The sequence below is a fragment of the Betaproteobacteria bacterium genome (genome assembly GCA_016194905.1).
In the GTDB taxonomy this organism is placed as follows: Bacteria; Pseudomonadota; Gammaproteobacteria; order Burkholderiales; family JACQAP01; genus JACQAP01.
The window spans coordinates 1-19,021 of sequence record JACQAP010000004.1 but is presented as its reverse complement, the minus strand read 5'-3'; the positions used below and the strand labels follow the sequence as shown (position 1 = coordinate 19,021).

The 19,021-nt window shown below is 59.5% G+C and carries 16 protein-coding genes; 6 read left to right on the top strand and 10 right to left on the bottom strand.

From position 1 onward, the window contains the following. Nucleotides 1-74: 74 nt before the first annotated feature. Nucleotides 75-1,280: a beta-propeller fold lactonase family protein gene (locus tag HY067_00475; protein MBI3526429.1), complete on the bottom strand. Its 1,206-nt coding sequence runs from the start codon at nt 1,278-1,280 to the stop codon at nt 75-77. Between the two features lie 132 nt (nt 1,281-1,412). Further along, nucleotides 1,413-1,802: a hypothetical protein gene (locus HY067_00470; GenBank protein ID MBI3526428.1), complete on the bottom strand. Its 390-nt coding sequence runs from the start codon at nt 1,800-1,802 to the stop codon at nt 1,413-1,415. A 136-nt stretch (nt 1,803-1,938) separates the two neighbouring features. On the opposite strand from HY067_00470, the gene gabD reads away from it, so the two are divergent. Together gabD and HY067_00460 are read left to right on the top strand one after the other, a co-directional pair. Then, nucleotides 1,939-3,390 carry an NADP-dependent succinate-semialdehyde dehydrogenase gene (gene gabD / locus HY067_00465; protein ID MBI3526427.1) on the top strand — a complete coding sequence of 484 codons (1,452 nt, stop codon included), beginning with the start codon at nt 1,939-1,941 and terminating at the stop codon, nt 3,388-3,390. Between the two features lie 242 nt (nt 3,391-3,632). Next, on the top strand, nt 3,633-5,300 hold the full coding sequence (locus tag HY067_00460; GenBank protein MBI3526426.1) for an acyl-CoA dehydrogenase family protein: 1,668 nt from the start codon (nt 3,633-3,635) through the stop codon (nt 5,298-5,300). Between the two features lie 67 nt (nt 5,301-5,367). Here HY067_00460 and HY067_00455 read toward each other — a convergent pair whose 3' ends face one another. The 7 genes from HY067_00455 to HY067_00425 form a co-directional block, all read right to left on the bottom strand. Continuing rightward, on the bottom strand, nt 5,368-5,751 hold the full coding sequence (locus HY067_00455) for a hypothetical protein (GenBank protein MBI3526425.1): 384 nt from the start codon (nt 5,749-5,751) through the stop codon (nt 5,368-5,370). Between the two features lie 354 nt (nt 5,752-6,105). After that, entirely contained in the window at nt 6,106-6,747 is a 642-nt protein-coding gene (locus HY067_00450; GenBank protein MBI3526424.1) for a 2-dehydro-3-deoxy-6-phosphogalactonate aldolase, read from the bottom strand. Next, complete coding sequence (locus HY067_00445; GenBank protein ID MBI3526423.1) at nt 6,744-7,622, bottom strand: 2-dehydro-3-deoxygalactonokinase; 879 nt, start codon at nt 7,620-7,622, stop codon at nt 6,744-6,746. Before HY067_00445 ends, HY067_00450 begins: the two co-directional genes overlap by 4 nt. Nucleotides 7,623-7,705: 83 nt before the next feature. Then, nucleotides 7,706-8,536: an alpha/beta hydrolase gene (locus HY067_00440; protein ID MBI3526422.1), complete on the bottom strand. Its 831-nt coding sequence runs from the start codon at nt 8,534-8,536 to the stop codon at nt 7,706-7,708. Between the two features lie 83 nt (nt 8,537-8,619). Further along, a complete protein-coding gene (locus HY067_00435) occupies nt 8,620-8,985 on the bottom strand; it encodes a four helix bundle protein (protein MBI3526421.1) in 366 nt (121 codons plus the stop codon). A gap of 95 nt (nt 8,986-9,080) precedes the next feature. After that, nucleotides 9,081-9,656 (bottom strand): cytochrome c4, encoded by a 576-nt coding sequence (locus HY067_00430; protein ID MBI3526420.1) that lies wholly within the window; start codon nt 9,654-9,656, stop codon nt 9,081-9,083. A gap of 135 nt (nt 9,657-9,791) precedes the next feature. Then, on the bottom strand, nt 9,792-11,519 hold the full coding sequence (locus HY067_00425; GenBank protein ID MBI3526419.1) for a PQQ-binding-like beta-propeller repeat protein: 1,728 nt from the start codon (nt 11,517-11,519) through the stop codon (nt 9,792-9,794). A gap of 248 nt (nt 11,520-11,767) precedes the next feature. Here HY067_00425 and HY067_00420 point away from each other — a divergent pair, with 248 nt between their 5' ends. Continuing rightward, nucleotides 11,768-12,379: an ankyrin repeat domain-containing protein gene (locus HY067_00420; protein MBI3526418.1), complete on the top strand. Its 612-nt coding sequence runs from the start codon at nt 11,768-11,770 to the stop codon at nt 12,377-12,379. Between the two features lie 380 nt (nt 12,380-12,759). Here the strand turns inward: HY067_00420 and glpD are convergent, their stop codons facing one another. Next, complete coding sequence (gene glpD, locus HY067_00415; protein MBI3526417.1) at nt 12,760-14,265, bottom strand: glycerol-3-phosphate dehydrogenase; 1,506 nt, start codon at nt 14,263-14,265, stop codon at nt 12,760-12,762. Between the two features lie 30 nt (nt 14,266-14,295). Between glpD and HY067_00410 the strand changes: the two genes are divergently transcribed. From HY067_00410 to HY067_00400, 3 genes are all read left to right on the top strand, one after another. Next, a complete protein-coding gene (locus tag HY067_00410; GenBank protein MBI3526416.1) occupies nt 14,296-14,688 on the top strand; it encodes a hypothetical protein in 393 nt (130 codons plus the stop codon). Nucleotides 14,689-14,762: 74 nt separating this feature from the next. After that, the gene (locus HY067_00405; GenBank protein MBI3526415.1) at nt 14,763-15,185 is read left to right on the top strand and encodes a nuclear transport factor 2 family protein; all 423 of its coding nucleotides are present in this window, start codon (nt 14,763-14,765) and stop codon (nt 15,183-15,185) included. 186 nt (nt 15,186-15,371) lie between these two features. Next, nucleotides 15,372-18,614 carry a hypothetical protein gene (locus HY067_00400; protein ID MBI3526414.1) on the top strand — a complete coding sequence of 1,081 codons (3,243 nt, stop codon included), beginning with the start codon at nt 15,372-15,374 and terminating at the stop codon, nt 18,612-18,614. The last annotated feature ends 407 nt before the right edge of the window (nt 18,615-19,021 follow it).

Here is a 19,021-nt window from a genome sequence, read left to right as displayed (position 1 = left end):
TCGCCGCATTGCAATGTCCTCCCTTCCGGACAACTTCTTTGCGTCGTCTGCGCCCTCGCAGCGAAACGTGAACGTCAATTGAGTAGCATATCGTGCGGCCTCGCCGGGCCGTTTGGCGCCTGCACGAAGTCGACCTTGAAGTTCGGGTCCAGCTTTAGCCGTCCATCTCGCCCGACCTGGATCAATTGCAGTGAATAGCGCGACGAGTAGTCGATCGTGCTGATCGCAGAGTTGGTAAAGTACAGCCGGTGGCCGTCAGAGGTGACGTGCATCATGTTGGGCTGAACGACGCCCTGAATGGTGTCGTGCAGACGAATGTTCTCCGGATCGGATATATCCCAGGCCTGAACCTCGCTGCCGACGAAGCAACTCACGTAGAGAAACTTGTCGTCAGGAGATTGCCGCAGATCGGCTGGGCCGCAGCCGGGACCGGTATCGGCTGCCTTGCGGTAGGTGAAGGTACCATCGTCTTCCATCTTGAACATCCAAATGGAATTACCGCCGTTGCTGATGTTGTAACCATACCTCGCACCCGGTTTGAGCATCCATCGCGCAGCGAGATTGATCGGGTCTCCGGAGAGGGTCTGGATCACCTTGCGCTCCTTCAGATCCCACACCAGCATCGTGTTCGGATTGGTCCAGTCCTGCGGATTCCACTTGTCGAGGGGGCTCATGAAGGTCTTCTGCGGAAACCATGCAGAGGTGATCATGCGATTGAACTCGGGCTTGATCACTGTTTCGTAGGGATGGTTGGAGGCGTTGTGACCGGCGATGAATTCGCCGTCATTGGTGAATTCCGCAATTCCCCCCGTACCGGTGCCGTCGGGCCCCGATGCCATGCTGACCAGTATTCTCCCCGGGATCGCATATGGGGTATGCGGCCCGCTCAACCGGGTCAGCCCGGGAACATTGTCGATGGTGCGAATCAGCTTCGGGTTCGCGGGGTCCGTGCCGACGTCGAAAATAAACAGGCGGCTGGTATTGAGCGAGGCCGCCCAGATTTTGGTTCGATCATCGGTAAAGCCGATGTGATGCGCCTCGTTCCCTGAAGAACCGACCTTTACCTTCTTGATGATCTGCCCGTAAGTGGGCGAGGCGAGATTCACGTCGATCACCGCGAGAAAATCAGGGCCTCCATTCGGTTTGGCAGGCAGAGTCCACAGGTACATGACTTTTTCAGGGGTTTTCAAGCCCTTGACGTAGGGCGAAATGCAGGTTTCGGAAAAAGCCGTTCCTGCGACTGTTAACCCGGCCAGTAAACACACTATCCAGCGTTTCATGATTGGCTCTCCTCCAGGTTGACTACGAACGCACAAGTTATAGGGAAGGTCAAAACTTCAGCCCTGGCTGTCCGATTCTCGCGCTCCAACTTTCCAAATTGGCGACGTTTCTCTCTTCGTTATAGTTCAAATTCAGATAAGGACGGCAATTAGATTGGCTGCACGGGAAGCGCCGTCGCTCTCCACGTCCCGGTATGCAGCCGGCCGCCCGATCTGGGCGACGATTGCATCGGCGATTTCATCCGCAGTGACTGCTGCATAATCGAGCGGGCGGCCCGCGAGATAGCGTTCCGGGCGGTAGCGGAAGTGGACGGTCTGCTCGAAGTGGTTGTGCAACGGGAAGTACAGGAACGGGACCTTCGCCGCGGTCAGTTCCATGCAAGTGGTCAGCCCGCCCTGCACGAGGGCGAGGTCGCAGGCGGCCAGGCGCTGATGCAGATCCGGAAGGAATCCGTGCAGCTCGACGCCCGCTGCGCACGGCAATTCGCGCGGATCGATGCGCGGTCCCGCGACGACGACCATCCTGGGGATCGTGGTTTATCCCAATCGGCAGTCCGGGTATGCACGCATGTTTGGCCGCGGCGTCTATAATCGACTCATTGTTCCGCCGTTTTCCAGGAGACTAACCATGAATGCCCCCAGAGATACGAATTTCACGCTGCAACTCAGAGACCAAAAAATTTTCCGCCAGCAAGGCTATATCAATGGGGCCTGGCTCGACGCGGATGCCAAATCCACCATCAACGTCACCAACCCGGCCAATGGGGCGGTAATCGGCACCATTCCGAAAATGGGTGCGGTGGAAACGCGCCGGGCCATCGAAGCCGCGAGCGCTGCGTTGCCGGCCTGGCGCGCAAAGCTGCCGAAGGAGCGCGCAAACATTCTGCGCAAATGGTTCGACCTGATGATCGCCAATACCGACGATCTGGGCCTGCTGATGACCACGGAGCAGGGCAAGCCTCTTGCCGAAGCGAAGGGCGAGATCGCCTACGCTGCCTCTTTCATCGAGTGGTTCGCCGAAGAAGCGAAGCGCATTTACGGCGATATGATTCCGCAGCATCAGGCCGACAAGCGTCTGGTGGTGATCAAGCAGCCGATCGGCGTGTGCGGTCTGATCACGCCGTGGAATTTCCCGGCGGCAATGATTACGCGCAAGGCCGCGCCGGCATTGGCGGCGGGTTGCACGGTGGTGATCAAGCCGGCAACGCAGACACCGTACTCGGCCTTTGCGCTGGCGGAGCTGGCTGAACGCGCCGGCGTGCCCAAGGGCGTGATCAACATCGTCACCGGCAGCGCGAAGGAAATCGGCGGCGAGCTGACGTCGAATTCGGCGGTTCGCAAAATCAGCTTCACCGGTTCCACCGAAGTCGGAGCCGTGCTGATGAAGCAGAGTGCGGAGACGATCAAGAAAGTCTCGCTGGAACTGGGCGGCAATGCGCCGTTCCTGGTATTCGACGACGCCGACCTCGACGCGGCAGTCGAAGGCGCGATGATCTCCAAGTATCGCAACAACGGGCAGACCTGCGTTTGCGCCAACCGCATCCTGGTGCAGGACAGCGTCTACGATCAATTCGCCGCCAAGCTCGCGGATAAAGTGAGGGCGCTTAAGGTGGGGCCAGGCACCGAGGCCGGCGTCAATGCCGGACCGCTGATCGACGAGAACGCGGTGAAGAAGGTCGAAGAGCATATCGAGGATGCCTTGTCCAAAGGCGCCAAAGTTCTGGTCGGCGGCAAGAAGCATAAACTCGGCGGTTTGTTCTTCGAGCCGACCGTGCTGACCGGTGTGAACACCACGATGAAAGTGACGAAGGAGGAAACCTTTGGTCCCGTCGCGCCGCTGTTCCGCTTCAAGACCGAAGAAGAAGCGATCACCATGGCCAACGACACCGAGTTCGGGCTGGCGTCGTATTTCTATGCCCGCGACATCGGCCGCATCTGGCGCGTAGGCGAAGCCATCGAATCCGGCATGGTCGGCGTCAACACCGGCCTGATCTCGAACGAAGTCGCGCCGTTCGGCGGCGTCAAGCAGAGCGGCATCGGGCGCGAAGGCTCGAAGTACGGGATCGAAGAGTATCTGGAGGTAAAGTATTTGTGCATTGGCGGTCTGTAAGCCGGCCACGGGCCGGCATCAGAATCGTTGACGCAAAGGGCGCAGAGGTGAAAAGAGAGGGCGCAAAGGAATACGATGGAGGCACGCTAGAGGTGTCCGTACACAATAGTCCGCTGCGTCAGTTTCTATTTGTCGATTGGATCACGGTACTGCGTTTACCCTTATCGTCCGTTTTGTTTTCCTCTGCGACCTTTGCGCTCTCTGCGCCTCTGCGTTGAGATTTTGATCTTTGCCAAGCGGCCATGCCGTTCAACCAACCCCCGCCCCAACTCGGTAACCAATATTCCGACGACCGGGTCCCGCGCTCTTATCTCGCGCGGGTGCTGCCCGCCGGGATGCTGGCGGCGATCGAGCGGGAATTGCTCGAGCTGGGGGACCTGGCGGGTGGCGAGTTGTATTGCCTGCAGATCGCGGATCGTCTGAACGAACCCGTGCATACGCCCTGGGACGCGTGGGGCAACCGCATCGATCGGATTGAGGTGTCGCCGCTGTGGAAGCTCGCGGAGCGTCTCGCCGCCGAAAGAGGGCTGATCGCGACGGCTTACGAGCGGCGCAACGGCCGGCACTCGCGCATTCATCAGTTCGCGCTCGTTCACCTGTTCACGCCGGCGACGGACGTCTACAGTTGTCCGCTGGCGATGACCGACGGCGCTGCGCGCGCCCTGGTCGCATCCGGAAACAAACAACTCATCGAACGTGCGTTGCCGCACCTGACTTCGCGCGATCCGGCGTGGTTCTGGACCAGCGGGCAGTGGATGACGGAGAGTACCGGCGGTTCCGACGTTGGTCTGAGCGAAACCGCGGCGAAGCGGGACGGTTCGCGATGGCGGCTTTACGGCCGGAAATGGTTTACGTCCGCGGCGACTTCTCAGATGGCGCTGACCTTGGCAAGGCCCGAGGGCAATCCCGGCGGCGGAAAAGGCCTTGCCCTGTTCTATGTGGAAACGCGCAATGCCGGCGGGCAGCTCGATAACATCCTCGTTCACCGGCTCAAGGACAAGTTCGGCACGCGCAAGGTGCCGACCGCGGAACTCACGCTCGACGGTACGCCGGCATTGACGGTCGCCGGCGAAGCGGATGGTGTGCGCAGCATTTCCCCGATGCTGAATGTCACCCGCACGTGGAACAGCGTCAGCGCGGTTTCCTACATGCGCCGCGGACTTGCGCTGGCGCGCGACTATGCGAAAAAGCGCGTCGCCTTCGGCGCGCCGCTGGCCGAGAAACCGCTGCATGTCGATACGCTGGCCGGCTTGCAGGCGGAGTACGAGGCCGGCTTTCATCTCGCCTTCTCTGCGGTGGAGCTGCTCGGCCGCGACGAAACCGATGGGCTCGATGCCGCAGGCAAGGACCTGCTGCGGCTGCTGACACCGATCGCGAAGCTCGTCACCGGCAAACAGTCGGTGGCCGTGCTGTCGGAAGTCCTGGAAAGTTTCGGCGGGGCCGGTTATGTCGAAGACACCGGACTGCCGGCGCTGTTGCGCGACGCGCAGGTGTTCTCGATCTGGGAAGGCACCACCAACGTGTTGTCGCTGGACGTGCTGCGCGCGTTGCAGTCCGGTAGTGCGCTGTCCGCACTGCAGATAGAGATCGAGACGCTGGCTTCAGGCGTGCGCGATGTGCGATTGCTGGAATGTGCCAAGTCGGCGCAGGCAGCGCTGCTGCGTGCGCAGCGGTGGATCGGCGCCGCTTCAGAGGAAGCGGTCGAGGCGGGCGCACGGCGCTTCGCCATGACCCTGGGCCGCGCCTTTGCGTTGCTCCTGCTCTGTCGCCATGCGCAATGGTCGCTCGACCACGAAAAAGATCAGCGCGCTCTCTACGCCGCGCGGCGCTTTGCCAGAAATGGCATCGACCTCATCGGCGTCGAAGAACTCGCAGGATCGAGCGCATTGGCGAACGATAGGGAGATTTGAATCACATCATTCACGCGCATGCGCGGTCCTTTCACGCATTCACGTCATTCACTGCTTTTCTCGGCCTTTAGCTGATCCCAAACTTCTTCTTGATGCTATAGATGCAGCGTTGCGTCACGGCAACCGCTTCCCGGGACCCGAACGCAATTGCGCGGCGTTCTTCATCCGCGCAGATCGCCAGGCAGGCGAATATGGCGTCGACCTTCGCCCGGTCCTTGTCTTCGATAGCGAGCCGGGATGCGAACCGACTGCCGGCCATCGGCACGATTTTGCGCAGCCCTTGCGGCTGAAGCATCAGCCGGCGGATGCTGTCCACCGTATCGGTGGAAGGTTGCTCCAACTCCTTCGGCATGGCGGATGCCGCGTCCGCTCGCTGTCCAGACACTGAATGCAATGCTTTCCAAACTTCGTCGGACAGGGTGGCAGCCATGGTGCGTTCGCTTGTCTTCATGATGAACTCCGCTTCGGTTACTCCTTCGTCACGTTAGGTTGCAGTGGTCGTGGATACCACGCCAGTCGCCCGCTTTACCCTTGACATGTGCATATCCGATGCCAGGAGCGACGCAGTACAGCGCGTGGCTGACGAGCGGCGGCTTCTGACAACCAGGCGGGCTACGCACGGCGGTAAGGTGAAAACGACCGTCCGTCGCCTCAATGCGACCGTTATGAGGCGAGGGGAGTGAGGCTCGCGGCCGGATCAACGGTCGGGGGGCTTACAAGCGCGTAAGAAAGCGCTATTGCAGGTGATGACCCGTCTTGGGCGGGTCGAAGGGTCGACGAGAGTGCCGAAATTTCCGCAATCCTGTCACGGCTTCTTCGGCAGAACGTGAAGAGCGAAGCGAAAATCCGCCGCTGACTGCGCGACTTTTGCCGCCGTATCGCCGGGTTTGTACAGCGCCGAACCGAGTCCGAAGCCGTCCGCGCCGGCTTCCCAGTATTCCTTCATGTTGTTCGGGGTGATGCCGCCCACCGGCAGCACCGGCACTGCCTTCGGCAACACGGCGCGCAGCGCCTTCAGCACTTTCGGCGGGTTGGCCTCGGCGGGGAATAGTTTGATGGCGTCGGCTCCGGCTTCGATCATGCGAAAACCTTCCGTGGCCGAGGCAAAGCCGGGCACCGCGTAAAGATTGCGACGCTTGGCGGCTTCGACGATGCGCTCATCCGCATGCGGCATCACGATGATTCTGCCGCCCGCATCGGCCACCTTTTGCACCTGCTCCCAGTCCGTGACCGTTCCCGCACCGATCAGCACTTTGTCGCCGAACCGTTTCGACAGCCTGATGATGCTGGCGAAAGGTTCGGGAGAATTCAATGGAACTTCGACGATACAAAAACCGGTTTCCACCAGCACAGCGCCAATGTCGATCGCCTCCCCGGGCTTGATGCCCCGCAGGATGGCGACCAGCGGCCAGCGCCTGAGCCAGCCGGCAAAGGATTCGGTTTTCATTTTTTCAGGTGAGACGCCAGCCGGAACAGTCCAGTGGTGACCGCGTTGGAATCGAGTGTACTGGATTCCAATCCCAGTACGTCAAGTGCCTGACGATAGACGTCCGCGAGCTGGGGGGTGCACAGCAGGTGCACGGGTTGTCCGCTGATACCGGCGGCATGAATCTCGTGGCCGATGAGCAGGCCGGACAGGTACGACGCGGAAGCCGTCTCCTGCAGTTCGCCGAGCAATCCACGGGAGCGCACGCCGAACAGGTGGTGCAGCATCCCGCCGTCATCGGCCGAACGGCGCACGCCGTCCGTAAACGCATTCCTGTCCGTGACGCCATCCTTCATCATGCGTCCCAGAATGCTGTGCGCCTTGAACACGGCGAAGGCCTCTCCGGTCATGTGCGTCGAGAAGTGTACGATCTTCCCGTTTTCGACCTCGACCCACTTGCTGTGCGTGCCCGGCAGACAGATGGTGTGCCGGCCCGCGCCGAACTGGGCGAGAATGCCCAGAATCTGGGTCTCCTCGCCGCGAATCACATCCGGAACCCCGGCGTCGTCGCGACAAGTCAGTCCCGGCGCAATCCAGGCCTCGCCGCGATCCCACGCGACCTTGCGCATTCCTGCGGCGATTTCATCCAGACCGGCGGGGCATGCCGCATAAGGCACCTCGATCCATCCCTGGCGGCTGCCTATCATGCCGCTCATGACGACCTGCGTCTCGCCGTCGGCAATCCAGTCGCCGGCCTGCTGCTCCAGTGCGGCGGCGAAGTTTCCACCCTCGACGGAAAGAATGCCCGCCGGTGCGGAACGTGTATTGACTATCCTGCCGGCCGGATCGAGACGGTATGCGCGAAAGGAAGTGGTGCCCCAGTCGATGGCGAGCATGGTTCAGTAATTGGTGACTAGTGATTAGTGAAAAGTCCTTATTGCTTCCACCAGTCACCAGTTACTAATCACCGGGCCACCGATCAGCCTTGTCCGAGAAGAAATTCGCGGACTACGTTGATCTGGTCGGCTGCCATCAACATCGGTGCATGGCCGATGCCGGTGAATTCCACGAGCTTTGCTTTCGGACCGCGAGTGGTCATCTCGCGTGCGGTTTCGCTCATCAACAGGTCGGAAGTCTTGCCGCGCAACAGGAGTGTGGGGCAACGGACCTGATCCCAGAACGGCCACAGCGCAACATCGGCGATCGGTCCCGCGAATGGCAGTGCGATCGCCGGGTCGTAGTTCGTTCCCCATCGGCCGTCGTCCTTGCGCCGGGCGGTGGTTTCGGTGAGATGACGCCATTGCGCATCGGTCAGCGGGCCGAACGATGCGGACACCACGCGAATGTATTGTTCGAAGGCGTCGAATGAATCGTAGCTCACGGGTTTGCCCACGTAAGTGGACAGCCTTTCCAGCGATGCCTTCGGAATGAACGGTCCGACATCGTTCATCACCAGCTTGCGGATCGGTGAATTCGGCTGAGCAGCGAGCAGCATACCGATCAGTCCGCCCATCGACGTGCCGATCCAGTCCACGGTTTGCGCGCCGCTGCGCGCGATCAGCGCGGCCATGTCCGCGCAGTAAACCGGATAGGCGTAGTCCTCTTTATGCGTTAGCCATTCGCTTTTTCCGCGGCCGGGCACGTCGGGGCAGAGCACGCGATATTCGGAGGAAAGCGCGCGCGCAATGTCATCGAAGTCGCGGCCGTTTCGCGTCAGGCCATGCACGCAGATCAGGACTTTCGAGTTGGCCGGGTCTCCCCATTCGTAGTAGTTGAGGCGGTGGAAGCCGTGGAGGCAGAGCGCGGACATTTCGCACTGGCGAAATGATCCGTCGGTGACTGGTGATAGGTGACTGGTAACTGGCAAAGGGCACCTGAATGGGAATAGCGAACTTAATCGCGAGGTTTTGCTTTTACGGATCGAATCAAGCCCTGCAGCATGCGAGATACGGCAGCCAGATCTGCGGTCACGAGATCGCTATTATTAGCGGAAGCGATTCCAGTCAGCTTGGCTATTTCCAGTTGAGTATCGAGCTCGCTGGCCGACCCCAGTGCCACACACAGGAATTGGAGGAATTCCTTGTTTCCTTTCCGAGCGGCACCTTCAGCGATATTGCTTCCGACCGATACCGCGCTACGACGCATCTGACCCGCAAGGCCAAACCGTTCCCTCTGCGGGAAGTGCTCGGTGAGATCGTAAACACTCTTGACAAGTTGAATGGCCGCCTTCCAGACTTCGAGGTCTTTATGCGATTTCATCGAGCGGTCCGTTCATCTTGCCGCTCTAGGTTACCAGTACTGGAGTAGTAATTGTAGAAGTACCAATCACTAATCACCAGTCACCAATCACGGTCTCAGTCGAGGCTCGCGACATACGCCGCAACCGCCTCCAGATCTTCATCCGCTATCGTGCGCAATACCGCCGTCATGTTGCCGGCGTCGTTGGTGCGTCTCTTCGCCTTGAAGTCCTTCAACTGCTTGAGCACGTATTCGTAGTGCTGGCCGCCGGTCTTCGGGATTTCGTTCTGGCCGGAGAAGCTGCCCAAGTGGCACATGGTGCAGATGGCGGCATCGGCGACCGCTTTGCCTTTCGCCACGAGCGAAGGTTCGCCCTTCGAGTTTTGATTCGTCGGCTTCTGCGCGGCGAAATAGGCGCCGAGGTCCAGCATGTCTTTCTTCGACAGGTTCGCCGCCATCGGCGACATCATCGGGTCCTTGCGGCGTCCTTCCTTGAAGTCGCGCAGTTGCAGATAGATGTAGCGCGCGGTTTGTCCCGCCAGGATCGGATTCTGCGGAATGGTGGAGTTACCATCCGCGCCGTGACAGGCGCCACACACGGCCGCCTTTTCCTTGCCGGTGGCGGCGTCCTGCGCGAGTGCGCCCGCGGGGATCAGCGCAAGAAACGTGGCGAGCGCGAGTAGTTTCTTCATCTGTGACTTCCGTTGCAATGTTTTCAAGCACCTTCTCCGCTCTGGGGAGAAGGCGGGGACGAGGTGGAAATGGGAGGGGCCACCCGAAGGTGGCCCCTCCTTGACTACGTTAGAACGACTAACCGGCCGAAAAGTTTAGGGCAGGGCGAAAACGAAAACGCTGTTGCCGCGTTTGAAGTCGAGCTGGTTGTTACCGCCCGCCGCAACCGCGATGTACTGCTTGCCGCCGATCTCGTACGACACGGGAGGCGAATTCACGCCGGCGCCGCAGTTGAACGACCACAGCTTCTTGCCGCTCTTTGCCTCATAGGCATTGAAACTGCCATTGCCTTCGCCGGTGAACACCAGGTTACCCGCGGTGGCCAGCACGCCACCCATCAGCGGTTGTGCGGTGTCGGCCTTCCAAGCCAGTTTGCCGGTGTCGAGATTCACTGCGGCCAGACGACCCCATTGTTTCTCGCTCGCGATCGCCTTGAACGCACCGCCCAACCACAGCTTGTCGCCACCCGGATAGCCGGCTTCTTCGACGTGGTAGGTCATCGGCTGGTGCAAATTGGCCGCATAGGCCATGTGCAGCTTCGGATTCACCGCCATCGGGTTCCATTCCACGCCGCCGTTCGCACCGGGAAGCATGCGAGCGCCTTGCGCAGTCGGGAGGACCCACATGTTCTCCTGCGGAATCATGGCTTGCGAGAAGCGGATCAATTCGCCGGTGGCACGGTCATGCACGTACACATGTCCGCTCTTGCCGCCGTGGATCGCGACCTTGCGAACCTTGCCGGCTTTGTCCTTGGCTTCCGTCAGGACGACCGGGCTGACCGCGTCCAGATCCCATACGTCGTGCGCGATGTATTGCGAGTGCCACTTGTACTCGCCGGTGTCCAGGCTCACTGCAACCATCGAGTTGGTGTACAGGTTGTCGCCCGGGCGGATCGCGCCATACAGATCGGGAGACGGGTTGCCCACCACGAAGAACACGGTGCGGGTCTCGAGGTCGACTGCCGGCGTCATCCACACGCCGCCGCCCAGAGTCTGATAGAAGTCGCCGCCGTTATCCTGCAGCGTCTTCTTCTCCGCCGCGATGTCGCGCAGCATGTTGCGTCCGGTAGCGTCATGCGTGGCCCACACACCTTCGTGGCCCCTTTCCGGGATGCTGTAGAAGGTCCACAGCAAATTGCCGGTCTTGGCGTCGAATGCCTTCACGAATCCGCGAATACCGTACTCGCCGCCGTTGGTGCCGATCAGGACCTTGCCGTCGACCACGGTCGGCGCCATGGTTTCGGAGTAACCCTTTTCGGGATCCGCGATCTCGGTTTCCCATGCTACCTTGCCGGTCTTTGCATCCAATGCCACCAGCTTGGCGTCCAGGGTGCCCATGTACAGCAGGCCATCCGCCGCCGCTACGCCGCGGTTGTTGGGGCCGCAGCAGTACACGGTGATCGGACCCATGTTGTGCTTGTAGTGCCAGAACTCCTGACCGGTCTTCGCATCGATTGCGTAGACATGGTTGTAGGAAGTGGTCAGGAACATCACGCCGTCGATGATCAACGGTGCGGTTTCCATCGATTCGACCAACGCGGTCTGAAATACGAACGCGGGCTTGAGTTTGGAAACGTTGCCGCTGTTGATCTGGCCGCCAGGGTAATAGCGGGTTTGCGAGTAACCGCCATTGACATGCAGCCAGTTGGCCTTGTCGCTGTGTGCGTTGTTCAGACGTTTTTGCGTGACCATGCCGAGCTTCGAAGACATCGGCTTCGCCGAAGTGGTGGCGCCGCCTTCGATCTCCGCAGCCAGGACACAGTTGAAGCTGCCGACAGCCATCATTACCGCCGCCGCCAGTTTCACTTGGGCATGTAGCTTCATAAAACCTCCCGTTGCGTTGTAGTTAGAGTCAGCGCTTTCACTGTCGCGTTGTCACGCGGACTGTAGCGATTGCGGACGCTGCGACTATAAGGAACAATTCCCGGCCGTACAAGGGTCATATCCGCGTTCCAAATTCGCAAGATTCCCCGACTGCTTCCATGACACGCTTCCACCGGTTTTCACTCGTAGTCGCAGTACTTTTTGCCGGTTCCGATTTTCTGTTTTCGTCTTTGAATCAACGGTTGGTTATGCATCCATGTGCATATGCGCAGACCTCTCCGGACCTCGGTTTGAATGCTCAGTTGCTTGTTGCGGCGCGCAATGACGATGTCGTGACCGTGCGCCGCGTACTGGAGAATGGTGCGGTACCGAATTCACGAAATCGTGCCGGCGACACCGCGCTCATGATGTTCGTGCGCAAGGGCAACGCCGAGATGGTCGACCTGCTGATCGGCAAAGATGCCGACGTCAACCTGCAGAATCTCCAAAAGGTGTCGCCGCTGATGACGGCGGCTTACAACGGCAATGCCGGCATCGCGCGCACGCTGCTCGATCATGGCGCCGACGTGAACGCCCGCGATCAGCTGTTCAAGACCGCGATGGTGTACGCGGCGGGGCAGGGCAACACCGGGATCGTCGCCCTGCTTCTGGATGCTGGCGTGGACGTCAACAAATCCTATCACCACGGTGTTACGGCGTTGATGTGGGCTGCCGGCTACGGCAAGACGGAAACAGTCAGAACGCTGCTCGCCAAGGGTGCCGATCCCGGTTTGAAGGATGATCGAGGCAAGACGGCGGCGGAAATAGCGCGTGACGCCAAACACAAAGAAGTGGCGGAGCTACTTAAGGTCGAGGAATGAGGGGGGCGGATAAGCAGGACTGAGGACTGGGAAATGAGCCGGAAAGACGGGCGGTAACGGCGGAAAAATTGTTACTTAACCAATGACCCGAGGGCAACCATGAGCAAGATCGAAAGATTCGAAGATCTGATTGCATGGCAGAAGGCCAGAGTGCTTGTACGCGACATCTATAAAACCACCCTCGCTCCTGGGTTCTCGAGAGATTTTTCTCTCATTGATCAGATCAGACGAGCATCCACTTCAATTCTGAGTAACATCGCCGAGGGATTTGGGCGTGGACGTCGTACTGAGTTTCATCTTTTGATCTTTGCCTTTACTCAGCCCTCTGCACTGCTTCTAAGGCGGTCTTCGGTCCCGTTTTCTGATTTTTTCGCCCTTACTCAGTCCTCAGTCCTGCTTTTAAGATTCTGCGCCAGCCGCGCGGCAAGTCGCCTTGCGGTCTCGTCCGAAACATGCAGCCCCAGCTTCGAGCGCCGCCAGAGAATGTCCTGCGCCGTTTGCGCCCATTCCTGACTTATCAGGTAATCTATTTCCGCGTCATACAGCCCGCCGCCGTAATCTTCGCCGAGTCGCGTCAGATTGCTTGCGCCTGCGAGGAGCCGGTCGACGCGAGTGCCATAGGCGCGTGCATAGCGGCGCGCGAGGGCTTCCGGCAACCACGGGGCCGAGCGGTGAAAGTCGGCGAGAAATCCTTCGAAGTTCGCGTCCGGGATGTCGCCTCCGGGCAGCGGCGCGCCCGCCGTCCATGCCTTTTTCAATTCGGGCAGGCTAGGCGCAAGCAGATCGAGCGCTTCTTCCGCGAGGCGCCGGAAAGTCGTGATCTTGCCGCCGAACACGGAAAGGAGCGGTGCGCGCTCGGATGTGGCGTCGCATTCCAGCACATAGTCGCGGGTGACGGCGGAAAGATTGGCTGCGTGGTCGGCCAGCAAAGGGCGCACCCCTGAATAACTCCAGACCACATCGGCGGGAGCGATGCCGTGCGCGAAGTAGCGGTTCGCCATTTCGCACAAGTAAGCGACTTCCGCATCCGTAATCGACGCATTGGCGGGGTCGCCTTCATATTCGACGTCGGTGGTGCCGATCAGAGTGAAGTCGCGCTCAAAGGGAATGGCGAACAGGATGCGCTTGTCGGGGTTCTGCAGAATATAGGCATGGTCGTGCTCGAACAGCCGCCGCACCACGATATGGCTGCCTTTGGCCAGGCGCAGATGGCGCCGGGATGGCATGCCGAGCGATTCGCGCAGCACGTTCATGACCCACGGCCCGGCTGCGTTGATCAGCGCGCGGCCGCGCACAATTTGCACCGAATCGCCGCCCGCAGGCTGCAAAGTCATCTCCCACAGGTCTGCATGCCGCCGGGCTGAGACGCAGCGCGTGCGCGGCAGAACCCTTGCGCCGCGTTCGGCCGCATCGAGCGCATTCAGCACGACGAGACGCGCGTCCTCCACCCACGCGTCGGCGTACATGAAGCCCGTCTCGAATTCGGGCTTGAGCGGTTGTCCCGCCGCGTGAGTACGCAGATTCACGCTGCGCGAACCGGGCAGCAGCTCGCGCTTGCCGAGATGGTCGTACAGGAACAGCCCGGCGCGGATCAGCCAGGCGGGGCGCAGTCCCGCGTTGTGCGGCATCACGAAGGAAAGCGGCCGGATGATGTGAGGTGCGGCACGCAGCAGCACTTCCCGCTCCTGCAGCGACTTGCGCACCAGGCCGAACTCGTAGTACTCGAGGTAGCGCAATCCGCCGTGGATGAGCTTGGTGCTGGCGGACGAGGTGTGACCGGCGAGATCGTCCTGCTCGCAAAGCAAAACGGACAGCCCGCGGCCCGCGGCGTCGCGCGCGATCCCCACGCCGTTGATGCCGCCGCCGACGATCAGCAAATCGTAAATCGGGTCGTTGCCCGGGGAAGCGCTCAAGGCATGCTCCTTTTATCGGTGGACGCACCGATTCCACGCATAGTACATGCGCCGCAGTTGGCTGGTGATTTGACCTCGATCAATCCGGCCGCCGCGATAAATGCCATGATGCTCGACACACCTGCGGGAATTCTCCAGGAGAGATTCGGTGGAAAAGCAGACGAAGTTCAACATCTGGTACTTGGTGATCGCGCTGGTGGCGCTCGTCTGGCGCTGATCCTTTTCGGCTTGTGGATGTTCCTCGCTCGCCGCATGGCGGGCGAGGGCGGAATCGGCGGTGATCTCATGTCCATCGGCAAGATCAAGGTGAAGGTCTACTTGGTCAGGCAAAGATGCAACAAGCGGCCTCGTGGACAAACTTTCAGGGCAAAGATCGAATCGCTAACCTATTTCTAAGCTGGCCAACGTCAAGGTGTATAGACCCATTAACCTTGGAGGGCCACAAGATGATCAGATTTCTCACAACCACCATGCTAGTCATTCTGGCAGCCGGCGCTTTCAGCAGTTATGCCCAACAAACCGACACGGCGGCATTAAGCGAGACCATCGTGATGTATTGCGCCGCATGGGGTGAGTCGGACGTGCCGAAACGCACACATATGTTGAAGAGGACTTGGGCCAGGCAGGGCACCTACACCGATCCGACGGCTCAAGTGGAGGGACGCGAGGCGCTTATCGTCCACATCGGGAAGTTTCTGGAACAATATCCAGGGGCACAAATCGTCGTTTCCAGTGCGGTCGATGCGCATCACGAAAGGTTCCGGTTCGGATGGAAAATGTTAGCGGCAGACGGATCCACCGCGCTGGAAGGGATGGACTTTGGCGAGGTGGACGAGAAGGGTCAGATCCGTCGCATCACCGGTTTCTTCGGACCGCTAGGACCCCGTCCATAAGGGCCTGCCGCCATGAAGACTGCGCTCCGGGCGGCTAAGGGACCCATCGGTCCGTTGGATCATGGCCCAAGTCTGCGAATGATCTATCATCCTCATATGTAGAGTCCGAACGAGACCACGATTGATCCTCGTGGAGGGGTGCTCCCTCGCACAACATACCTGAGACTTCTTCGATAGGCGGAACTCATGGGGCGTAAGGCGGCATATGCGAAATTAAGCCGTCCGCGCTTGTTCAGCGTGGTGCCGAGACGGCGACTGTTTCGGCTGCTGGATGAGCGAATGCAACACCCCGTGGTTTGGGTGGAAGGCCCGCCTGGCGCCGGCAAGACCGCCTTGGTCGCGAGCTACCTTGAATCCCGCCGCTACGGGGTTCTCTGGTACCAACTCGACCCGGGCGACTCTGATCCTTCCACTTTTTTCTACTATCTAGGACTATCCGCTCCAAGTGGAAAGGCGCGGCTACCCGTTCTTTCGCCGGAATACCTCGCTAGCCTCGAAGGGTTTACGCGACGGTTTTTTCGGGAGTTCTTTTCGCGCCTCGCCCCACGTACCGTAGTCGTGTTTGACAACTATCAAGAGGTTCCCGAGTCTTCCGCGATTCACAAACTGATCTGCGTCGCGCTCGGAGAGATTCCGGAGGACATAAACGTGATCGCGATCAGCCGGACTTCACCTCCCGCTGAAATCTCCGTCTTGCAAGCTAATAGCGACCTTGCGGCGCTCGACTGGAATGACTTGCAACTTACGATCGACGAAACCAGGTCGATCATGCAAGCCCGCAACGTGGCCAACGACGAAAGCGCACAGGCCCTTCATCAATTATGTGGAGGCTGGGCCGCAGGTCTTACCCTCGTGCTAGAAGGTGCGCGAAATAAGCACTGCTCGACCGAGGACATTCCCGCGGGCACGCAGGAATCCATTTTTGGCTACTTCGCCGACCAACTTCTTGGGGCGACCTCACATTCCGACCAGGAGACCCTCCTCCAGTCAGCGTTCTTCCCGCGGATCACGGCGGAGCTCGCGGAACGCATGACCGGAAACAACGAAGCCGGGCGACTTCTAGATTTGTTGTATCGACGACGTTTATTCACGGATCGTCGTTCCCAGTCGCGAACCCGCCTCCATCCCCCGGAATCAGTCGCTTCGGCGATGGGATTTGAAACAGAGCACATCTACGAATATCACGCACTGTTTCGGGCCTTCCTGCTGGATACAGCTGCTAAGCGATACTCGCGAGACGAGTATCGAGCCTTGGCATTGAGAGCAGCCACTTTACTTAAAGAGCACGGATCCCAGGACAGCGCATTTAGCTTGTTCTGTATGGCGCATGCCTGGGAAGACGCGGGGCAAATGATCTTAATCGTCGCACCCGGCTTGCTGTCTCAAGGTCGGTGGCAAACCCTTCGTGATTGGATCGACTGCCTACCGGCCCAGTGCCTCGAGACGTCGCCGTGGCTGAGATACTGGCTGGCCAGAGCCCTTATTCCGACGAGCCATTCGCAGGCACGTGAAAGCTTCGAGCGTGCGTTGCATACTTTCGAGTCGAGACAGGACAGCACCGGACAACTCATGTGTATAGCCGGCATTATCTGGTCTCACTTTCTCGAGGCGCGCTCCACGGAGCGGCTGAAGAGTTGGATGTCGGCACTCGGCCCCCTTCTATCCCCCAGGCATGACTTTCCCTCGGCGGATTTTGAGGTCGCAGCTCTGTCTGCGTTCTTTCTGGGTGCCATGTATTTACAGCCAGACCATTCAGAATTGCATCGCACCGCAGTGCGCCTGTTGGAGTTGATGGACAGCGATGTTGGTCTGAATGAAAAAATAGCCATGGGCAGTTTTGTGATGCAGTACTGCAAAAACGCAGCGAGCGTTGAACTCGGGGCGCGGTTTGTGGACAAGGTGGATGCTCTCGCGAAAACCGCTGACGTCATGCCGATCGAGAAAGCGAACTGGCTTGTGAGTCGTGGAAGTTACTTCTATGGCATCGCGCGCCCGGACGAAGCCTTGAAGGATCTGCGCGACGCGCGCGCGCTGGCACAGACGGAGGGGTTGGCCCACGTAGAAAAGCGTGCTTTGGAGTTTCTGGCTTATACGTATGTTTTTCTCGGTAATCGCGAAGAGACCGAGCAAGTACTGGTGGCGCAGGAGAAACTACTGCGCCAGGACATGCTGGTAGGTTTGGCCAACTTCTATCTCGGTCGGTGCTTCCTGGCCCAATTGGATGGGCAAATAGAGGATGCGCGCCGCTTCGCCGATCAAGCCCGCGGGGCGGCAACTCGAACAACCGCACCATTCTTCATCTTCTGTTGGGATGCGGCGTTAGCAAGTGTTTATGCGCAAGCTCGAGATTTCGACAAGGCGGAGGCCATGGTGGTCAATGCCCGCCGACAACTCGCGGGTACGTGCTACGCGTGCTATGACGGTCTTCTCGTGTTGGGCCAGGCCTATGTCGAGCATCTGCGAGGGAATGTGTCGGCGAGAAACGCCTGCTTGAAGGAAGCACTGACGTGGAGCAAGGAACGCGGCACGCCTTACTTTTTTCGATGGATGGTCGCGGGCATGCCCGTCATGTTCTCGGCGGCCATCGAAGCGAAGATCGAGACCGAATACGTGCAGTCATTGATTCGGTCCTGGCGAGTTCACCCTCCGGCGCTGGTGGCGGCGGATTGGCCATGGCCTTTCCGAATCCATGTTTTAGGGGGATTCAAGGTGTTCAGGGATTCACTACCGCTTCGATTCAACCGCAAGGCGCCCGCCCGCTTGCTCGAATTCCTGAAATTAGTTGCATCCAGGGGTGGGGCCTCGGTAAGTGCCGCCTACATTAAACACTCACTATGGCCGGATGGTGATGGCGATGCGGCCGATGGTGCATTTACAAATGCGCTCCATCGTCTGCGCAAACTTCTCGGTGACGACGAGGTTATTCTATTGAGCGACGGTCAAGTGTCCATCAACGATCGCGTTTGCCAACTCGATCTCTGGGAATTCGAATCGTTATGCTCGGAAGTCACTGAACTGGCTCGCAGCGGCGGCCTTTCGATCGAACAAGTGACGACCTATGTGGACAAACTGCTGCGCCTCTATTGCGGACATGTGCTCGGGAGTGAGGCACCATCATGGGCCGCCGAGGGTCGCGAAAAGGCGCGCAGTGCGTTCGAGAGGAGCGTAACGGTGCTCGGATCCGCCTTGGAAAATTTAGGCGACTGGCAGACTGCCGCGACGCTCTATCAGCGGGGGATTGAGGTCGATGGCCTCGCGGAGCAGTTCTACCGGCGGCTCATGGTGTGCCAAAAAGCCCTCGACGACAGGACCCAGGCGACGGAAACGTACCGTCGCCTCAGGGATATGTTGTCCATTGTCCTCGGCCTAAAGCCATCCCCCGAAACGCGGGCGGTATTTGAATCGCTGACATCTACAGAGGCACGCTAAATCGCCCTCGACTTGAGATCGAATCTTTACGAATCGAGCCCATCGAAACAAAATACGCAATTTGTCCGGTGCGCCGATCTGGCGCCATAACCGGCCAGACAACATAACATGTAGAAAACTGGCTTTGATCCAGCAGACGCTGTCGGCCAAATGACGGGTCATTCCCTTTCCACGGCAGTCAACCAAAACCACTCTCACCGCGGACGCGGAGAGCGCAGAGGAGTGAAATGCGGGAGAGACGAACGGTCACTGCCTGGAATCGATTTTCCTCCGCGTCCTTGTATGTTCGTTTTGTACGTGTATGTTGTTTGTGTTCTCAGGTCTGGCCGGACCTGAGAGCGGGGAAGCGGTAGACCGATTGCGTCCTGGTTCAAGCCGACGCAGAGCAAGCTCGCCGCTTCCTGTTT

Coding starts and splice junctions, on each gene's coding strand:
- HY067_00435 (MBI3526421.1), bottom strand. CDS start 8,985: ATGAAATCGCATAAAGACCTCGAAGTCTGGAAGGCGGCCATTCAACTT.
- HY067_00420 (MBI3526418.1), top strand. CDS start 11,768: ATGCATCCATGTGCATATGCGCAGACCTCTCCGGACCTCGGTTTGAAT.
- HY067_00470 (MBI3526428.1), bottom strand. CDS start 1,802: ATGGTCGTCGTCGCGGGACCGCGCATCGATCCGCGCGAATTGCCGTGC.
- HY067_00440 (MBI3526422.1), bottom strand. CDS start 8,536: ATGTCCGCGCTCTGCCTCCACGGCTTCCACCGCCTCAACTACTACGAA.
- HY067_00445 (MBI3526423.1), bottom strand. CDS start 7,622: ATGCTCGCCATCGACTGGGGCACCACTTCCTTTCGCGCATACCGTCTC.
- HY067_00410 (MBI3526416.1), top strand. CDS start 14,296: ATGCTCCTTTTATCGGTGGACGCACCGATTCCACGCATAGTACATGCG.
- HY067_00425 (MBI3526419.1), bottom strand. CDS start 11,519: ATGAAGCTACATGCCCAAGTGAAACTGGCGGCGGCGGTAATGATGGCT.
- HY067_00460 (MBI3526426.1), top strand. CDS start 3,633: ATGCCGTTCAACCAACCCCCGCCCCAACTCGGTAACCAATATTCCGAC.
- HY067_00455 (MBI3526425.1), bottom strand. CDS start 5,751: ATGAAGACAAGCGAACGCACCATGGCTGCCACCCTGTCCGACGAAGTT.
- HY067_00400 (MBI3526414.1), top strand. CDS start 15,372: ATGGGGCGTAAGGCGGCATATGCGAAATTAAGCCGTCCGCGCTTGTTC.
- HY067_00430 (MBI3526420.1), bottom strand. CDS start 9,656: ATGAAGAAACTACTCGCGCTCGCCACGTTTCTTGCGCTGATCCCCGCG.
- HY067_00475 (MBI3526429.1), bottom strand. CDS start 1,280: ATGAAACGCTGGATAGTGTGTTTACTGGCCGGGTTAACAGTCGCAGGA.
- HY067_00450 (MBI3526424.1), bottom strand. CDS start 6,747: ATGAAAACCGAATCCTTTGCCGGCTGGCTCAGGCGCTGGCCGCTGGTC.
- HY067_00405 (MBI3526415.1), top strand. CDS start 14,763: ATGCTAGTCATTCTGGCAGCCGGCGCTTTCAGCAGTTATGCCCAACAA.